This window comes from Stenotrophomonas sp. AS012628 (assembly GCF_010608305.1).
Classification (GTDB): domain Bacteria; phylum Pseudomonadota; class Gammaproteobacteria; order Xanthomonadales; family Xanthomonadaceae; genus Stenotrophomonas; species Stenotrophomonas geniculata.
In genome coordinates this window covers 17005-34609 of record NZ_VMBJ01000027.1, presented here as the reverse complement: position 1 = coordinate 34609, position 17605 = coordinate 17005, and the positions used below count along the sequence as shown (strand labels likewise).

Annotated in this window: 19 protein-coding genes; 6 read left to right on the top strand and 13 right to left on the bottom strand. The window is 67.3% G+C overall.

The genetic code is table 11. From position 1 onward, the window contains the following. The first annotated feature begins 121 nt into the window (after window positions 1-121). The 3 genes from prmA (at window position 122) to fis (ending at window position 2245) form a co-directional block, all read left to right on the top strand. Entirely contained in the window at window positions 122-1042 is a 921-nt protein-coding gene (gene prmA, locus G5A07_RS13105) for a 50S ribosomal protein L11 methyltransferase (RefSeq protein ID WP_191863422.1), read from the top strand. A 42-nt stretch (window positions 1043-1084) separates the two neighbouring features. Further along, on the top strand, window positions 1085-1855 hold the full coding sequence (locus G5A07_RS13100) for a DUF3426 domain-containing protein (RefSeq protein WP_191863412.1): 771 nt from the start codon (window positions 1085-1087) through the stop codon (window positions 1853-1855). A gap of 114 nt (window positions 1856-1969) precedes the next feature. Beyond that, the gene (gene fis, locus G5A07_RS13095) at window positions 1970-2245 is read left to right on the top strand and encodes a DNA-binding transcriptional regulator Fis (protein WP_005419706.1); all 276 of its coding nucleotides are present in this window, start codon (window positions 1970-1972) and stop codon (window positions 2243-2245) included. 93 nt (window positions 2246-2338) lie between these two features. Here fis and G5A07_RS13090 read toward each other — a convergent pair whose 3' ends face one another. From G5A07_RS13090 to G5A07_RS13065, 6 genes are read right to left on the bottom strand one after another with little or no spacing between them, the layout of a single operon-like run. Next, entirely contained in the window at window positions 2339-3334 is a 996-nt protein-coding gene (locus G5A07_RS13090; protein WP_010481069.1) for a phosphatidate cytidylyltransferase, read from the bottom strand. Next, on the bottom strand, window positions 3331-3960 hold the full coding sequence (locus G5A07_RS13085; protein ID WP_010481067.1) for a lysophospholipid acyltransferase family protein: 630 nt from the start codon (window positions 3958-3960) through the stop codon (window positions 3331-3333). Before G5A07_RS13085 ends, G5A07_RS13090 begins: the two co-directional genes overlap by 4 nt. A gap of 13 nt (window positions 3961-3973) precedes the next feature. Beyond that, entirely contained in the window at window positions 3974-4411 is a 438-nt protein-coding gene (locus G5A07_RS13080) for a hypothetical protein (protein ID WP_010481064.1), read from the bottom strand. Continuing rightward, window positions 4408-5736: a phosphatase PAP2/dual specificity phosphatase family protein gene (locus tag G5A07_RS13075; RefSeq protein WP_053443594.1), complete on the bottom strand. Its 1329-nt coding sequence runs from the start codon at window positions 5734-5736 to the stop codon at window positions 4408-4410. Before G5A07_RS13075 ends, G5A07_RS13080 begins: the two co-directional genes overlap by 4 nt. Then, window positions 5736-7487, bottom strand: a complete 1752-nt coding sequence (locus G5A07_RS13070) for a bifunctional alpha/beta hydrolase/class I SAM-dependent methyltransferase (RefSeq protein WP_191863411.1) — start codon at window positions 7485-7487, stop codon at window positions 5736-5738. Before G5A07_RS13070 ends, G5A07_RS13075 begins: the two co-directional genes overlap by 1 nt. A 34-nt stretch (window positions 7488-7521) precedes the next feature. Then, window positions 7522-8139, bottom strand: a complete 618-nt coding sequence (locus G5A07_RS13065; protein WP_191863410.1) for a CDP-alcohol phosphatidyltransferase family protein — start codon at window positions 8137-8139, stop codon at window positions 7522-7524. Between the two features lie 223 nt (window positions 8140-8362). Between G5A07_RS13065 and purH the strand changes: the two genes are divergently transcribed. From purH to purD, 3 genes are read left to right on the top strand one after another with little or no spacing between them, the layout of a single operon-like run. Next, complete coding sequence (gene purH, locus G5A07_RS13060) at window positions 8363-9946, top strand: bifunctional phosphoribosylaminoimidazolecarboxamide formyltransferase/IMP cyclohydrolase (protein WP_191863409.1); 1584 nt, start codon at window positions 8363-8365, stop codon at window positions 9944-9946. Between the two features lie 16 nt (window positions 9947-9962). Beyond that, on the top strand, window positions 9963-10841 hold the full coding sequence (locus tag G5A07_RS13055) for a hypothetical protein (protein ID WP_191863408.1): 879 nt from the start codon (window positions 9963-9965) through the stop codon (window positions 10839-10841). A 58-nt stretch (window positions 10842-10899) separates the two neighbouring features. Continuing rightward, window positions 10900-12183: a phosphoribosylamine--glycine ligase gene (gene purD, locus G5A07_RS13050; protein ID WP_010481051.1), complete on the top strand. Its 1284-nt coding sequence runs from the start codon at window positions 10900-10902 to the stop codon at window positions 12181-12183. A 76-nt stretch (window positions 12184-12259) separates the two neighbouring features. Here the strand turns inward: purD and G5A07_RS13045 are convergent, their stop codons facing one another. From G5A07_RS13045 to ftsE, 7 genes are all read right to left on the bottom strand, one after another. Continuing rightward, window positions 12260-12592, bottom strand: coding sequence for a DNA-binding transcriptional regulator (locus tag G5A07_RS13045; protein WP_019338970.1), 333 nt, complete (start codon window positions 12590-12592; stop codon window positions 12260-12262). Next, window positions 12576-12965, bottom strand: coding sequence for a type II toxin-antitoxin system RelE/ParE family toxin (locus G5A07_RS13040; protein ID WP_100064745.1), 390 nt, complete (start codon window positions 12963-12965; stop codon window positions 12576-12578). The genes G5A07_RS13045 and G5A07_RS13040 overlap by 17 nt, the downstream gene beginning before the upstream one ends. A 169-nt stretch (window positions 12966-13134) precedes the next feature. After that, on the bottom strand, window positions 13135-14010 hold the full coding sequence (rpoH, locus tag G5A07_RS13035; RefSeq protein ID WP_006473441.1) for an RNA polymerase sigma factor RpoH: 876 nt from the start codon (window positions 14008-14010) through the stop codon (window positions 13135-13137). 279 nt (window positions 14011-14289) lie between these two features. Next, complete coding sequence (gene ung / locus G5A07_RS13030; RefSeq protein WP_019338973.1) at window positions 14290-15003, bottom strand: uracil-DNA glycosylase; 714 nt, start codon at window positions 15001-15003, stop codon at window positions 14290-14292. Further along, window positions 15000-15842: a response regulator gene (locus G5A07_RS13025; protein WP_019338974.1), complete on the bottom strand. Its 843-nt coding sequence runs from the start codon at window positions 15840-15842 to the stop codon at window positions 15000-15002. The genes ung and G5A07_RS13025 overlap by 4 nt, the downstream gene beginning before the upstream one ends. Before the next feature lie 7 nt (window positions 15843-15849). Further along, complete coding sequence (gene ftsX, locus G5A07_RS13020) at window positions 15850-16797, bottom strand: permease-like cell division protein FtsX (protein ID WP_191863407.1); 948 nt, start codon at window positions 16795-16797, stop codon at window positions 15850-15852. 3 nt (window positions 16798-16800) lie between these two features. Further along, complete coding sequence (ftsE, locus tag G5A07_RS13015; RefSeq protein WP_191863406.1) at window positions 16801-17487, bottom strand: cell division ATP-binding protein FtsE; 687 nt, start codon at window positions 17485-17487, stop codon at window positions 16801-16803. Between the last annotated feature and the right edge of the window lie 118 nt (window positions 17488-17605).

The window sequence follows — 17605 nt, the reverse complement described above, 5'->3', positions numbered from 1 at the left end:
TAGCAAGGCCCGACGGGCCTGTCTGAACGGGCTTCGTTCATCTCGGAGCGGCATCTCAGGCGATACGGAGACGCCCCGATGGTCTAGCATGGCCCCCTTTCCTGCGATTGCCCCCACCGCCATGCCGTTTCTGGAACTGACCCTGCGTTGCACCGAAGCTACCCAGCCCCGCTATGAGAATGCGCTGGAGGACGTCGGCGCACTGGCCGTCACGCTGCTTGATGCCGAGGCCGATACCAGCAACGAACAGGCCATCCTCGAGCCGGGCGTGGGCGAGACCCCGCTGTGGGACACGCTGGTGCTGAGCGCGCTGTTCCCCGCCGACAGCAACGCGCTGTTGCTGCTGGCCGCACTGGAATCCTTCGATCCGGAACTGGACTGGAGCAGCGGCAGCTTCCGCGCGGTCGAGGATGAAGACTGGGAACGCGCCTGGATCGACCAGTTCCAGCCGATGGACTTCGGCAGCCGTACCTGGATCGTGCCGTGGAACCATGAACTGCCCGATGCCGCACAGGCCGCCGATGCCGCCGTGGTGCGGCTGGACCCGGGCCTGGCGTTCGGTTCGGGCACCCACCCGACCACCGCACTGTGCCTGCGCTGGCTGGACCAGTTGGCAGTCGATGGCCTGCTGCAGGGCCAGCGCGTGCTCGACTTCGGTTGCGGCTCGGGCATTCTCGCACTGGCCGCGCTGAAGCTGGGCGCCGCTGAAGCCATCGGCGTGGACAACGATCCGCAGGCCCTGGTCGCCACCGCCGACAATGCCGAACGCAACGGCGAACAGGCCCGCATGCACGTGTACCTGCCGCAGGACGAACCGGCCGCGACCTATCCGATCGTGGTCGCCAACATCCTCGCCTCGGCGCTGGATGCGCTGGCCGAACTGCTGGCCGCGCGCGTCGCTGCCGGTGGCCGCATCGCCCTGTCCGGCATCCTGCATGGCCAGGAAGGTGAACTGCTGCAGCGCTATGCGGCCTGGTTCGACGATCTGCAGGCCACCCAGGATGGCGACTGGATGCGCATCACCGGCGTGCGCCGCGCCTGATCGTGGTTGAATGACCGCTGGATCCGAGCCCGCGCCCTGAGCATGTCCGAGCCGAACCCACCGCGCCGTCCCCTGGCCACCTTCCTGCGCACCGCGCCGGAAGGTGAGCCCGCGCCTGCGACCGATGCGCGCATGCAGGATGAAGCCGGGCACACAGCGCCTGTGGAGCAGATTCCCGTCGAGCCCATCGACCTGGCAGGCCCACCGGCGACAGAAAGGCGACACGACGATGACGTTGTCATCGTTGATGAAGCAGCGGCCATCGAACCGGCGCCGCTCGCGGTGCAAGCAGCAGCGGCCGCCAGTGATGCCCCCAGCTTCCTGGGCAGCACGCGCGCACGCACGCTGCCAGCACCCCGCTGGCACTGGCTGCTGGTCGCCGGGCTGGCATTGCTGCTGGTACTGCAGAGCGTGCTGGCCGACCGCGCGCGGTTGGCCGCCGACGCCGGCAACCGCGCGTGGCTGGGCACGCTGTGCGGCGTCCTGCACTGCAGCCTGCCGGCCTGGCACGAACCCACGGCGTTCACCATGACCAGCCGCGAGATCCGGCCGCTGCCCGGGCAGGCCGGTGTGCTGCAGGTGCAGGCCAGCATCCGCAACGACGCACGTTGGGCACAGGCGTGGCCAGACCTGCGCCTCTCACTGTCCGATGCCGATGGCCGGGTGATCGGCAGCGGCGTGTTCACGCCCGCGCAGTACCTGGGTGAGAACCCCGGCACAGCCCTGCTGGAACCGGGCCAGAGCGCGCGCGTCGCGTTCCGGGTACAGGAGCCTGCTGCATCCACCGTCGCATTCACCTTCGACTTCCTCTGACCGGGGTGAGGCGACCAGCCGTGGCAGGCCGGGCACGCTCGCGCTAGACTGGCCGCCACCACCTCGTCCGGCCGCGCGCTCCGCGCGCACGGGCCAACCGAATCGGGAACCCCCTTGAACGCTGTCCTTTCTCGTCCTGACAACAGTCGTGGCGCTCCCCGGCCACCGCTGCGTGAACACGTCGCCCAGTCCGTGCGCCGCTACCTGCGTGACCTTGATGGCTGCGATGCGGACGATGTCTACGAGATCGTGCTGCGCGAGATGGAGATCCCGCTGTTCGTGGAAGTGCTCAACCACTGCGAAGGCAACCAGAGCCGCGCCGCGGCGATGCTGGGCATCCACCGTGCCACCCTGCGCAAGAAGCTGAAGGAATACGGCATCAGCGCGTAAGCGCAGCCCGCCGGGCATGGCCCGGCGCTACCGATGCCCGAACCACCCGGCTCCAGTAGATCCACGCCATGCGTGGATGGAGACCCGGCGGGATCAGCCGCCCCCGCCCGCCTTCCAGTAGTACCGCACCACATGGAAGAACACCGGCGCGGCGAAGCACACCGAATCCAGCCGGTCGAGCATGCCGCCATGGCCCTCGATCATGTGGCCCCAGTCCTTGATGCCACGATCACGCTTGATCGCCGACATCACCAGGCCGCCCCAGAACCCCATCAGGTTGATCAGCAGCGACAGGCCGAACGCCTGCAGCGGCGTGAACGGGGTGATCCACCACAGCGCCGCACCCAGCGCGCTGGCACTCAGCACGCCGCCCACGAAGCCCTCCACCGTCTTCGACGGCGACAGCTTCGGCGCGATCAGGTGCTTGCCCAGCAGCTTGCCCCAGATGTACTGCAGCACGTCCGAGGACTGCACCACGATCACCAGGAAGGCGAACAGCAACACGTTGCGCGACGGATCATGGCCGGGCACGTGCAGGTTCAGCAGCAGCGGCACATGCGAGATGCAGAACACGCAGATCATCAGCCCCCACTGGACCTTCGCGGTCCTCTCCAGGTAATGCGTGGTATCACCACCGATGGTCGACAGGATCGGCAGGAACAGGAACGCATAGACCGGAATCAGCAGCGTGTACATGCCGTACCAGTCGATCCACACCAGGTAGTACTGCCACGGCAGGACGATGTAGAACGCGGCCAGCAGCGCGTAGTAGTCGCCCGAGCGGGTCGGCGCCAGGGTGATGAACTCGCGCAACGCGAACAGGGAGATGATCGCGAACAGCACGATCACCCCGGCACGTCCGAAGAACAGCGCCAGCCCGACCACGATCGCCATCACCCACCAGGCGCGGATGCGTGACACCAGGTTGGCGATGACTGCACTGGGCTGGCCGCGCTGGCGCCAGCGCAGGGTCTCGGCCACCAGCGTGGCCAGCACCAGCACCGCGCCGACACCAGCAAACAGCAGGCCGGTCTGCTGGCCGACACTCTGCGTTGCCAGATCGCCAGATACATCCAACACGAAACTCATGCACGACCTCCATTCGGCGCCAGGTCCAGCAGCGCCTGCCGGCTGCGGGCCAGGAAGGCGGCCTTGTCCTCGTCGGCCTGCAGTCGCAGCGGCGTACCGAAGGTAGCCGTGCACAACAAGGGCAGCGGCAGGAAGCGGCCCTTGGGCATCACCCGCTTCAGGTTGTCGATCCACACCGGCACGAACTCCAGTTCCGGCCGCTGCCGCGCCAGATGGTAGATGCCGCTCTTGAACGGCAGCAGCGGCTCGTCGCCGACATTGCGCGTGCCTTCCGGGAACAGGATCAGCGAACAGCCTTCATCGACCGCTTCGCGCAGCACCTGCAACGGGTCCTGCTGGCGATGCCCGGCCTCGCGCTCGACCAGCACGCCGTTGAACACCGCGTCGATCAGGTAGCGGCGCAGGCCGTCGCGCTGCCAGTACTCCGCCGCCGCCACCGGACGCACCTGGCGGCGCAGGGCCAGTGGCATCGACGACCAGATCAGCACGAAGTCACCGTGGCTGGCGTGGTTGCCGTAGTAGACGCGGTGCTCGCTGGACGGCGCGCAGCCGATCCACAGCGCGCGCGCGCCGGTCACCACATGGATCGCGCCACTGCAGGCGCGGGCAATCAGTTCGGCGAACATCCATCCCTCCCGTTCACGTCTGCGGCCACAGCACGGCCAGCAGCACCAGCACCAGCTGCACCGCCGTCAGCAGGTACTGACGCAGCAGCAGGCGGCGCATGCCGGCCCATCGCAGATCCCATCCCCGCGACGGTTCCGCGCCCGGTGTGCGGCGCAGGCCACTGTCATGCAGCAGCCGGTCGATGCGTTGCGCCGCGGCCTCATCATTCAAGCCTTCATCGCGCAGCAGCTGCAGCAGGCTGGCATCGAGTGCCACCCGCCACGCGTGATAGGCCTGGGCGACGCCTGCCACCACGCTGAGCAGCATCAGTCCGGCGGCAAGCATCGCCAGCCCGGGCTCGATGCCGAGCAGCAGCAACGCCACCAGCAGCAGCCCCAGCGACAGGCCTGCCGGCCAACGCCCCTGCCGCAGCAGCAGCTGCATGGTCGAAATATCAGGCGTGGTGCTCATGCAGGGTCTCCGGCGGCAACGGTGATCGCACGCAGGTGCGCCTTGCCCAGCACGATGCCCGGACGCGCGGCACGCACGATCGCCACCGCCGCATCGGCACCCGCCGCACGACCGCTGCGCAGCAGCCAGGTCGCCACGCTGGCCGCACTGCGCGAATAACCCAGCGCGCAGCACACCAGCACCGGCCCGTGCGTGCGAAGGCGCTCGATGGCCTCGGCTGCCTCGCGCAGCTGCTCCGGTTCTGGCACCACCAGGTCCAGCATCGGCACACCGGCGTACGCCGCACCCGGCGCGCAGCAGGACAGCTCGGCACAGGCATCGACCACGCCCACCAAAGGTGTCGGCAATGCCGTGCAGGGAATCCGGCCCAGCCACACGCCGTCCAGCACCGGCAACGGCTGCGGCACGCGTCGCGTCCACAACCGCGAATTGATCCAGGCCGCGCCCAGGTACGGCGCCAGCAGCCAGCGTGCCGCCATGGTCAGGCGACCATCGGCACGCTTCTGGAACACCGCCGTACCCAGCCCGGCATAGGCCAGCGCCACCAGCAGCAACGACACCCCCGGCCACAGCAGCCACAACGCCGCGCCACGCAGAAGCACCACCGGCACCAGCAATACGGCGGCCGCCAGCAGGTACAGCGCGGCCAATCGCCAACGTTTGGCATCACGCGCAGTACGCCAGGCGCGCAGCGGCGGCGTGCCCTGCTCCGGCCACAGCCATACGCACAGCCAGCCGGCCAGCAGCCCGGTCGGGATGTCGATGAAATGGTGCTGGAACGTGGTCAGCACCGAGACACCGATCAGCAGTGCCCACACATGCAGCACCCAACGCCACACGCCGTGCAGGTACTGCGCGAACTTCACCCACAGCACGATCAGCAGCACGATGTGCAGCGATGGCGCCTGGTTGAACGGCTTGTCGAAGCCCAGCAGCACATCGAACAGCCAACCGAACACGCCGCCGATCTCCGGCCGCTCGAAACTGAAGCGCAGCGGCCACAGCAGGAAGCAAGTGACCGCGATCAGCTGTGCACTGAACAGCCGCAGCGCATGCCGGTCCAGTTCCAGACGTTGCCGGCACAGGAAGAAGGAGACCGCGTAGAACAGATCGATCGACCAGTACGGCACGATCGTCCACGGCACGAAGGGAATGCGCGTCTCCCAGGCGAACGCCATCACCGGCAGTTCGGGATGGCGACCAGCCATCCAGTTGGCGAAGCCGTAGCTGGCGAAGAAGAACGGACCCAGCAGAGCCAGCCACAGCAGGGCGCGCCGCCAGGGGCGCCCTTCCGCGGCCAGTGGGGTTGCGGCCAGCGTCGCCATCACGCGGTCCGGCGCGCCAGCGACACGGTGAAGATGCCGAAGTCATCGATGCGCTGCGCCACCTTCTCGAACCCGGCCAGGCGCACCAGCTCATCCATCTCCTGCTGGGTACGGCGGCGCATCACCCACGCGGCGCCGCCTCGATGGCTGGTCAGCGCGCGGGCGATGAATTCCAGCTGCGGGTGCCAGGGCTGGCCGGTGTAGGCCAGGTAGCCGCCCACCGGTACGGTTGCGGCGATGCCCTGCAGCGAGCGCAGCACGGCGTCGTTGTCGGGGAATAGTTCGTACAGGCCCGATACCACCGCCAGCGTAGGCGCCGGGTCCACCGCTGCCAGTTGCGCCGGATCGAACGCATCGCCCTGCTCGAAGTGGGCGATGTCGGCTGCACCGAGGCGCTCGATCAAGGCCTGGCCCTGGGTCACGTTCAGATCGCTGAAATCACGCAGCACGATGCGGTCGGCGCGCTGTTCGCCCTGGCCCAGCGCTTCCAGCACATAGCGGCCATGGCCGGCGGCCACGTCCAGCACGCGCACCGGCGTGCCCCGCCCGCGCAGTCGCTGCGCAGCATCGCGCAGCAGTTCCTGCAGGTGCTGGCCGCGCACACGGATGCCGCGCCAGCCGATTGCATCCAGATAGTTGCGGTCGACCATGCGGCCCAGCGGGCCCTTGCCACGCGCTTGGTCGCGATAGATGTAGTCCAGCGTGCTGCCGGAATCGAAACCGGTCTGCAGGCCCAGCGCGATGCCTTCGGACAACGTGCCACCGAAACGCAGGCCGCCACGCACCACGCGCCAGCGCAGGTCGGCCAGGCTGTTGCGTTCCAGTGGCCAGGCCAGGATCTCCGATTCCTCGAAGGTCGGACCATGCCGGTGTGCGTCACGACGCGACAACTCGCGCAGGGGTTCGGCGAAGCGCGTCTGGATGAAACTGCGGATGCGCGCCAGTGCCGGCGCGCGATCACGTTCGCCCAGCGTGTCGTGGAAGAAGCCCGGCAGGTGCACGCGCTCCTTGATCGGGCTGGACAGGCGCTCGTAGAAGCGGTCCTGCGGGCCACGATGCACGACGAAGTCCGAGCCGGACACCAACAGCTGCACCGGCACGCTGATCGCCTGCGCATCGGCGACGATGCGGTCGGCCGCTTCGTACAGGCCCAGCAGCACGCGCACCGAGATCGGGCGGGTGATCAGCGGATCGGTACGATAGCTTTCCACCCGTGCCGGGTCGTGGGTCAGCCACTGCGGCTTGACGTAGCTGTTGACGAAGAAATTGCCGCGCAGCTTCTGCATCAGCGCCAACCCAGCGCGTGCGAACGGCACGTACAGCTTCACCTTGAAGGCGGGCGAAGCCATCACCAGCGCACGCAGGCGCGGCGCGTAATCGTGCACCCAGGTCGCGGCGACCACCGCCCCCACGCTCTGCGCGATCACCACGATGTCTTCCACCGCGATACCGTGCTCGGCGCCGATGTGGGCAATGAAGCTGTCCAGGTCACGCACCAGCGCCGGGAAGCCCGGTGCATCGCCACGTGCGCCCGGCGAACGGCCATTGCCGCGCGCATCCCAGGCGAAGAAGGCGGTGTCGGGCAGGTCCAGCTCATCGACCAGGTGGGTGACCCGGCCGGAGTGCTCGTGGCCGCGGTGCAGCAGCACGATGGCCCTGGTGGCCGGGGTTGCGGTGGTGCCCGCCCAGTACCGGTAGAACAGCGGTACCTGGTCGAAGCTGTGGAATTCCCGTTCCTGCGCCTGACGCATGCAATCTCCTGATTGTCTTTTTGTATCTGCTTGATTAATTCGGCGAAACCGCCGCTTCCCGCAGTCCGCGACGGACGCGGTTGATCATCGTCAGCACGCACAACACTGCCATGGCTGCAGCCACGCCGCTGACCGTCAGTGCACCGCCCCAGCCGAAGGCCAGCAGCAAGCCCAGCGCACCGATCACGAAGGCGCGGTCGCTCTTGCCCATCGGGCCGTCATAGCGGCGGCTGGCACCGACCATCAGCCCCAGCACGCCGGCGTACTCGCTCAGCGCCGCCGTCCAGGCCAGCAGCCACAGCGCCTCCGGGCGCACGCCGGGTACGCTGAGCAGGCTCAGGTACAGCGCCGCATCGGCGATCACATCGCACACTTCGTTCAGATAGGCGCCCAGCCGCGATTGCTGGCCGAATTCGCGCGCCAGCATGCCGTCCACGGCGTTGAGCGCCATGCGCAGCAGCATCCACAACGGCAGCAGCAGGTACAGCAGAGGCTGGGTCGGCGCGCAGCACCACACGGCCGCGGCCACCAGCAGCGAGGCCACGGCGGCGGCCACGGTCACCGTATTGGCAGTGATCCCCATGCGGAACAGACCGCGTACGGCTGGACGCAACAGGTCCTGGAAACGTCCCTTCAATGCATAGATCGACATGATCCGTACCCGCTGATCCTTGGCAGTGCGGGCACAGCCTACCCCATCGTTGGCAGATTCCGACAACCCGGCTCTGGTCCGCAGCCCAGACTCCGGATCGGGCCGGATCGGTGTGCCCGACCCGGCCTTACACCGATTGCCACGGCAAATTACCCCTTCCAGCGCCCGCCACGGGCCCCCACCGCCTACAATATCGGCCCCGCTCCGCTGCCGATTCTGTCCCATGACTGCTGATCTGTTGCCCGTCCGCCGGGCCCTCCTCTCCGTTTCCGACAAGACCGGTCTGGTCGAGCTGGCCACTGCGCTGGCGGCACGCGGCGTGGAGCTGCTGTCCACCGGCGGCACCGCCAAGGCAATCCGCGATGCGGGCCTGGCCGTGAAGGACGTGGCCGACGTCACCGGTTTCCCGGAAATGATGGACGGCCGCGTCAAGACCCTGCACCCGATGGTGCACGGCGGCCTGCTGGGCCGTTCGGGCCTGGATGATGCGGTGATGGCCGAGCACGGCATCGGCGCCATCGACCTGCTGGTGCTGAACCTGTACCCGTTTGAATCGGTCACCGCCAAGGCCGACTGCACCCTGGCCGATGCGGTCGAGAACATCGACATCGGCGGCCCGGCCATGCTGCGTTCGGCGGCCAAGAACTTCGCCCGCGTGGCAGTGGCCACCGACCCGTCGCAGTACGCCGAACTGCTGGCCTCGCTGGACGCCCACGACGGCCAGCTGTCGGCCGCCACCCGCTTTGCGTTCTCGGTGGCCGCGTTCAACCGCGTCGCCCAGTACGACGCGGCGATCAGCAACTACCTGTCGGCGGTCACCGCCACCGACGCCGCCGTGCCGGCCCGTGCCGAGTACCCGGCGCAGATGAACTCCACCTTCGTGAAGGTGATGGACCTGCGCTACGGCGAGAACCCGCACCAGAGCGGCGCCTTCTACCGCGACCTGTACCCGGTGCCGGGCACGCTGGCCACGTTCCAGCAGCTGCAGGGCAAGGAACTGAGCTACAACAACCTGGCCGACGCCGATGCGGCGTGGGAATGCGTGCGACAGTTCGAGGCGCCGGCCTGCGTGATCGTCAAGCACGCCAACCCGTGCGGCGTGGCCGTCGGTGCCGGCAACGGCGATGCCTACGAGCTGGCCTACGCCACCGACCCGACCAGCGCCTTCGGCGGCATCATCGCCTTCAACACGCCGCTGGACGCCGCCACCGCCAAGGTGATCCTGGACCGCCAGTTCGTCGAAGTGCTGATCGCCCCGGACTACGAGCCGGCCGCGCTGGAGTACGCGCAGAAGAAGGCCAATGTGCGCGTGCTGCGCATCCCGCACGGCGACGGCCTGAACAACTTCGACAGCAAGCGCGTCGGCTCGGGCCTGCTGCTGCAGTCGTCGGACAACCGCGGCATGACCCGCGATGAGCTGAAGGTGGTGAGCAAGCTGGCACCGACCGACAAGCAGTTCACCGACCTGCTGTTCGCCTGGAAGGTGGCCAAGTTCGTGAAGTCCAACGCGATCGTCTATGCCAAGGACAACCGCACCATCGGTGTCGGCGCCGGCCAGATGAGCCGCGTCTATTCGGCGCGCATCGCCGGCATCAAGGCCGCCGATGCGAACCTGGTGGTCGAGGGTTCGGTGATGGCCTCCGACGCGTTCTTCCCGTTCCGCGACGGCATCGACGCCGCTGCTGCCGCCGGCATCAAGGCGGTGATCCAGCCGGGCGGTTCGATGCGCGATGCCGAAGTGATCGCCGCCGCCGACGAACACGGCCTGGCCATGGTGTTCACCGGCGTGCGCCACTTCCGCCACTGATCCTGGAGCGACACGGATGTCCGCAGTTTCGATGAAACCGCTGGCCGTGCTCGCCCTCACGGGCGCGGCCGTGCTGGCCGGGTGCAAGCCTGCAGCGGCTCCCGCGCCTGCGCCGTGGCCGCAGGCCGCCCCCGCGGCCCCTGCCGAGCCAACGGCGCAGGTCAGCCGCACCGCGCGGCTGCAGGCCTTCCTGGTCCAGCGCTACGGCAAGAACGCCAGGCTCTCGGGGCAATGGCACGGCAGCTGGAACGACGACGGCGAAACCCGCCCGATGGACTGGCACGTCTGCGCCGAGCAACCGGTGGTGAGCGGTGACAGCTGGCAGCAGTTGCTGGCGGTCTGCGGTGCTTTGTCCGAAGGCGCGCACATCGACGCAGGCATGATCGACTTCTTCGTGCTGCATCCGAAGGGCGAGGGCTTCGACGTGACCAGTGAACTGACTGGCGAACGCTTTGGCAGCGGCGGCCAGCCCGGCACCGCCAGCATCATCCGCGCAGGCAGCGACTTCTATGGTTTCCGCGTCGAGGACGGCTGGTTCGGGCAGGGCTTCTCGCTGCTCTCGCAGTCGCTGATCCTGCCAGGCCCGAACGGCCTGGTGTCCAGTGGCAGCGTGCGCAGCCATATCGACAATGACGCCCAGTACGAGTGCGACAACCTGGGCGCCAGCAGCGACCCGGAGACTGTCGAGGACTGCCGTACCCGTCGCTTCAGCATCGATTTCGCCCTGCGTTTCGACGACAGCGATCGCAGCGCGCGCATCTGGCCGCTGCTGATCGAGGAAACCGGCACCACCTGCGGTGGCAAGCAGGTCCGGCAGGAACACCGCTTTACCCTGGACCCGAAGACCTGGGCCTATTCCTTCCCCGAATCACTGCGACGCGAAGGCTGCGAGTGAGCCACGCGCGCCGCCGGGGATATCGATCTTCCCTTCCCACGCAATCTGGAATCTCGTGATGAACGTACTTGTCATCGGCTCTGGCGGCCGCGAACACGCCCTGGCATGGAAGCTGGCCCAGTCCTCCCGTGTCACCGAAGTGATCGTGGCGCCCGGCAACGCCGGCACCGCCAGCGAAGACAAGTGCCGCAACGTGGCGGTGAAAGTGACCGACATCGACGGCCTGCTGGCGCTGGCCCAGGCCGAAGGCGTGGCGCTGACCGTGGTCGGCCCGGAAGTACCGCTGGTGGCCGGCGTGGTCGACCGCTTCCGCGCCGCCGGCCTGCGCATCTTCGGGCCGACTGCCGCCGCCGCGCAGCTGGAAGGCAGCAAGGCCTACGCCAAGGACTTCCTGGCCCGCCACAACATCCCCACCGCGTTCTATGCCGTGCACACCGAGGTGGATGCCGCCCTGGCCTACATCCGCGAGAAGGGCGCGCCGATCGTGGTCAAGGCCGATGGTCTGGCTGCCGGCAAGGGCGTGATCGTGGCGATGACCCTGGCCGAAGCCGAAGATGCCGTGCGTGACATGCTGTCGGGCAACGCGTTCGGCGATGCCGGTGCGCGCGTGGTGATCGAAGAGTTCCTCGATGGTGAGGAAGCCAGCTTCATTTCGATGGTGGACGGCGTGCATGCGCTGCCGATGGCCACCTCGCAGGACCACAAGCGCGTCGGCGACGGCGACACCGGCCCGAACACCGGTGGCATGGGCGCCTATTCGCCCGCGCCGGTAGTGACGCCGGAGGTGCATGCACGCGTGATGCGCGAGGTGGTGAACCCGACCGTGCAGGGCATGATTGCCGACGGTATCCCGTTCACCGGTTTCCTCTACGCGGGCCTGATGATCGACGCCAGCGGCGCGCCGAAGGTGATCGAATTCAACGTGCGCTTCGGCGACCCGGAAACCCAGCCGGTGATGTTGCGCCTGCAGTCGGATCTGGTCGAGCTGGTGGAAGCCGCCATCGATGGCCGCCTGGACCAGGTGCAGGCGCAGTGGGACGCACGCCCGTCGCTGGGCGTGGTGCTGGCCGCGAAGCCCTACCCGGAAGCGCCGATCACCGGTGACGTGATTTCCGGCCTGGACGACGTGCCGGCCAGTGCCAAGGTGTTCCATGCGGGGACTGCATTGGACGCGCAGGGCCAGGTGGTCAGCGCCGGCGGCCGCGTGCTGTGCGTGGCGGCGCTGGGTGACAGCGTGCGCGACGCGCAGGCCAACGCCTATGCCGGCGTGGCCAAGGTGACCTGGGCCAACGAATTCCACCGCAACGACATTGGTTGGCGCGCGATCGCACGCGAGGGGTGAGGCTCCCCCGCTCCCATGCATGGCGCGGATTGAATACCACGGTAAAGCAAAGGCCCGGCATTGCCGGGCCTTTGCTTTACAGGACTGCTTCGAGACCCTTCCGATCAATCAGGTTAAGCAACTTCAGTGACGGTCCGCTGGGTTTCTTTTCGCCCTGCTCCCAGCTGCGTACGGTGGAAACGCTGGTATTGAGAACCCCCGCAAAGACCGGCTGACTGAGCTGCAGTGACGTACGCAGGGCACGGATCTGGGCACTGCTGTACTCAGGGACCGGCTCAAGGCAAAGTGCTTCGTAGCTGCTCAACCGACGTTTGTCGATGAAGCCATGCGCGTGCAGACTCACAGCAGCATCATGCACCGCTTCAAGAAGCGCACTTTTCGCGCGCCGTCGCTCAGGGGTCTTCGTCATGGCCGATCTCCTGTAGATCCCCGTACTCCACGGCGCGATTCAGCTGCGCCGTACTCATTCTCAGGAACTCCGATGCGTACAACTGCAGCGCATCCCGTTCCGCATTCGTGATCGCAGCACGTTCATTCTTCTCGTAGCCGAAAAGGAAGAACCAATGCCCGCCTCGCTGTGTGGCGACGATGATTCGAACGCTCCCACGCTTTCCTCGCCCCGGCAACGGAACGCGCTTCTTGAAGATTCCGCCGCCAAGATCAGCATCCACCAGACCCGCTTCCATTTCACGTACCGACCGGTACAGCGCAGCGTCGGACAGGGTGGTCCTACGCATACTGCGATTGAAACTTCGTGTGCGGAAGACGCGTGGCATGATCATACCGTGCCACTGCGTGGTACGGCGTGAACATCAGCATCCAGCACATGACCCGGTCGGCACAATCACCGCTCTGGCGTCAGAGTAGAGCCACGCCATGCGTGGCTAAGCCCCACAAACGAAAAAGGCCCGGCAGTGCCGGGCCTTTTCATTGCTTCAACGCCATCCCGCCTTACGCGGTGAACAGCGCCTTCATCTTCTTCAGCGCGTTCGCCTCGACCTGGCGGATGCGCTCAGCCGACACGCCGTACTCGTCGGCCAGTTCCTGCAGCGTCACCTTGCTGTCGGCATCCAGCCAGCGGCGGCGGATGATGTCGCGCGAACGCGCATCCAGCTCGGCCAGGCCTTCGCGCAGCAGCTGCATCTGGTTGTCTTCGCTGTCGGCACGTTCGTAGGCCATCGACGGATCTTCGTCGTTGGCAACCAGGAACGCGGCCGGCGACGGCGGCGCGTGTTCGTTGTCCTCGTCGGTCGGCGCATCGAAACCGATATCGCGACCGGACAGGCGCGATTCCATTTCCATGACCTCGCGCTCGGACACGTTCAGGTCCTTGGCGACGGCGCTGACTTCCGCCGCGTTCATCCAGCCCAGGCGCGTCTTCGACTTGCGCAGGTTGAAGAACAGCTTGCGCTGCGCCTTGGTGGTGGCGACCTTCACGATGCGCCAGTTCTTCAGGATGAACTCGTGCATCTCGGCACGGATCCAGTGCACGGCGAAGGAGACCAGGCGCACGCCCATGTCCGGGTCGAAGCGCTTGACCGCCTTCATCAGGCCGATGTTGCCTTCCTGGATCAGGTCGCCCAGTGCAAGACCGTAGCCGTTGTAGCCGCGGGCTACGTGCACCACGAAGCGCAGGTGCGAATGCACCAGCTCGCGGGCGGCGTCCAGATCGTTGCCGTCGCGGAAGCGACGGGCCAGGTCCTGTTCGTCATCGACCGACAGCACCGGGATCTGGTGCACGGCACCGATGTAGGCGTCCAGCGAACCGAGCGCACTGGGAATCGGGAGATTGTTTGCCACAAGGGCAGTAGAGGTGTTCTGGCTCATAGGCACCCATCTTAGCAGTCCGGGATTTGGACTGCTAAAGGAGGAAAAAGTTCCAGCATCCTATTGATGCAACACTGGTCCCAAACAGAGCCCTACCGTAGCGCGATTTGATGACAGTGGCGAGCGCGCTTTTCGGGATTCACAATCCCTTGGAATTCAAGCAATTACCTGCCGGAAACCGGCCGATTCCGGTCAAGGTTAGCTGAACAGGCCGTCCCCGGACGCCCATTCAGGGCCGGAAACGTTGCCCGGCGTTCAGCCCCGGACCGGCACCGCCGCTCAGAGCGCCGAACGCGGCGGCAGCGACCAGTCGACCGGGGCCTGGCCGCGACGCTGCAGGTACTCGTTGGCCATCGAGAAATGCCGGCAACCCAGGAAGCCACGGTGGGCCGACAACGGCGACGGGTGCGGCGACTTCAGCACGCGATGGCGACGGGTATCGATGACCTTGCCCTTCTGCTGCGCATAGGCGCCCCAGAGCATGAACACCAGGCCTTCGCGCTCGCGGTTGAGCACGTCCACCACGTGGTCGGTGAAGCCCTCCCAGCCACGGCCCTGGTGCGCACCGGCCTTGCCCTCTTCCACGGTCAGCACGGCATTGAGCAGCAGCACGCCGCGCTGCGCCCACGGGATCAGGCAGCCGTGGTCCGGGCGCGGGATACCGAGATCGCTCTCGATTTCCTTGTAGATGTTCAGCAGCGACGGCGGCACCGGCACGCCCGGCGGCACCGAGAAACTCAGGCCATGCGCCTGGCCACGGCCGTGGTACGGGTCCTGGCCGAGGATCACCACCTTCACCTGCTCGAATGGCGTGGCATCGAACGCGGCGAAGATCTGCGGACCGGGCGGGAACACCGCCGCACCACTGGCCTTGCGCTGGCGCAGGAAGCTGGACAGCTCACGCATCTGCGGCTGCATCAGGTAATCGCCGACATGCTGTTTCCAGCTCGGTTCCAGCTGGATCGTCGGGGTGCCGGCTACTTCATCCATCATCGAATCAGGGGTCCATCGTTCAATCGGGCCAGGCGCAGCTGGAACAGCACCTTGGTGACCAGCAGCCGTTCTTCAATCGGCTTGAGCACCAGGTCGTTGGCGCCGGACTGCAGCAGCCCGGTCTGGTTGTGCGGGTTGCCATCGCCGGTCATCACCAGCACCGGCAGGCGGCGCTTGCCGTAGCCGAAGTCCACGCGCACGCGCTGCACCACGTCGCGGCCGCTCAGCTCGCCCTTCAGGGTGACGTCGGTCAGCACCAGGTCGATGCGGTGGCGGCTGCGGCCCAGCGACTCGGCGGTGAGCAGGGTGAACGCCTCTTCGGCGCTGACCACGTGCAGCACGTTCAACTGCTGTCGCTCAAGCATGCGCTTGGTGGCCTCGGCGACCACGCGGCTGTCCTCGATATAGAGGATGGTGGCGCCGGGAATGGTCTGCGGCTGCACATAACCACGGACGAAGGTCGCCAGTGCCTCGTGGCCCAGCGCCTTGTCGAAATAGTCGGTGACGTACTCGGTGAAGCGGCGCTGCTCCAGGTGCTGCTGGGCATCGCCGGAGACCACGATCACCGGCACATAGGCCTGGCCCGCCGCTTCGCGCACCATCCGCGCCAGCGCCAGGCCGTCGCCATCGCGCAGGGTCAGCGAGGTCGTCACCAGGTCGACCGGGCCCTGCGCCAGCGCCTGCTGCGCGTCTTCGATGCTGTCGCAGCCGATCACCTCCACGCCAGGCAGGTCACGCTGCAGGACGTCGGCGATCAGCTTGCGGACCAGCTTCGACCCGTCGACCACCATCACCCGCGTCGCGGGCCCTTCAAGGTGCTTCAGCGCTTGCGGTTGCATGCCGGTCTCAGGTGTCGGTCGGGCGGGTCTGGCGCAGGAAATGGCCGGTCACCAGCCACGCGCCCAGCCAACCCAGCAGCAGCGTGCCGAGCAGGACCAGGCTGCCATGCAGCAGGTCCAGGCCATGCAGCACGAACGGGCTGCCGTAGCTGCGCGAGAGTTCGGCCAGCGGCACGCGCAGGGCGGCGCCGGCCGCAGCAATCAGGGCCAGCGCCACCGCGCCGGCACCCAGTCCATACCACGCGCCCAGGTACAGGAACGGGCGGCGAATGAAGCCATCACTGGCGCCGAGCAGCTGCAGCACGCCGATCTCTTCGCGACGCGCCTGGATATCCAGGCGCACGGTGTTGCCGACCACCAGCGCGGCGCCCACGCCGAGCAGTACCGACAGCACCTGCACCAGCCGTGCGCCGAACGCCAGCCAGGCATCCAGACGCTGGCGCCACAGTGCGTCGTGCTGCACCAGGTCGGCCTCGGGCAGGCTCTCCAGCGCGCGCGCCAGGCGTGCGTCGTCCTTGCCCTGGCCCGGGGTGATCACCAGCAGCGAGGGCAATGGATTGTCGTTGAGTGCGTCGATCGCCTCACCGAGGCCGGCATCGCGCAGTTCCTGCAGGCCCTGCTCGGGCGTGCGCACCTTCACTTCGGCCACGTCGTCGCGGTCGCGCAGCCGGCCGGCCAGGCGCAGTGCGCCGGGACCATCGACGTTGCCCTTCAGGAACACGTTGATGTCGCGCGACTGCTGCACGCTGCCGGCGAACTGCTTGAGGTTGTCCAGCGCGATCGACAGTCCAAGCGGCAGGGCCAGTGCCAGCGCCATGACCATCACCGTCAGCAGGGTCGCCCACGGCTTGCGGCAGGCGCGGCCAAGGCTGAACACCACGCTGTGCACGTGGTGCTGGAACCAGACGCCCACGCGCGAGGGCGCGGCGGCTTCGCTGTTTTCGTTCTTCGCCATGCGTTACTCCGCCAGGTCCTGCGGCGAGATGTCATCCACCAGCCGGCCGTGGTCAAGGATCAGCACGCGCTTGCGCATGCGACGCAGCAGCGGCAGATCGTGGCTGACCACCAGCACGCTGGTGCCGCGCGAGGGCAGCTCGGCGAACAGGGCCATGATCTCCGCGGCCAGGGTCGGGTCGAGGTTGCCGGTCGGCTCATCGGCCACCAGCAGCTTGGGTTCGCCGACGATGGCGCGGGCGATGCCGACGCGCTGCTGCTCGCCGGCCGACAGCTGCGAGGGCAGCGCCTTCTCGCGATGGCCCAGCCCCATCCGCTCGAGTACCGAGCGCACGCGCTTGTTGATGTCACTACGGCGGGTACCGCGCAGGATCAGCGGCAGTGCAACGTTCTCGGCGATCGAGCGGTCCATCAGCAGGCGGTGGTCCTGATAGACCGCCCCCACCGCGCGTCGGTGGCGCGGCACGTCGCCGCCGCGCACCTTCAGCAGGTTGCGCTCGTCGAACACCACCGCGCCGCGGCTGGGCCGCTCGTCGAGGTGGATCAACTTGAGCAGCGTACTTTTACCCGCACCGGAATGGCCGGTGACGAACAGCATCTCGCCCGGCGCGACCTCGAAGCTGACATCGGTCAGTGCCTCGTGGCCACCGGCGTACTGTTTGCTGACATTGTCGAAGCGCAGGACACTCATGCCCCGATTATGCAGGACCGGCGCGACGTCGTGGAGATGGTGGCGCGATTGGTGATAGCCGCGGGAGCAGCCGAGCGTAGGCTCGGCTCTACAGGGCGGCATGGGGGCTGTAGAGCCG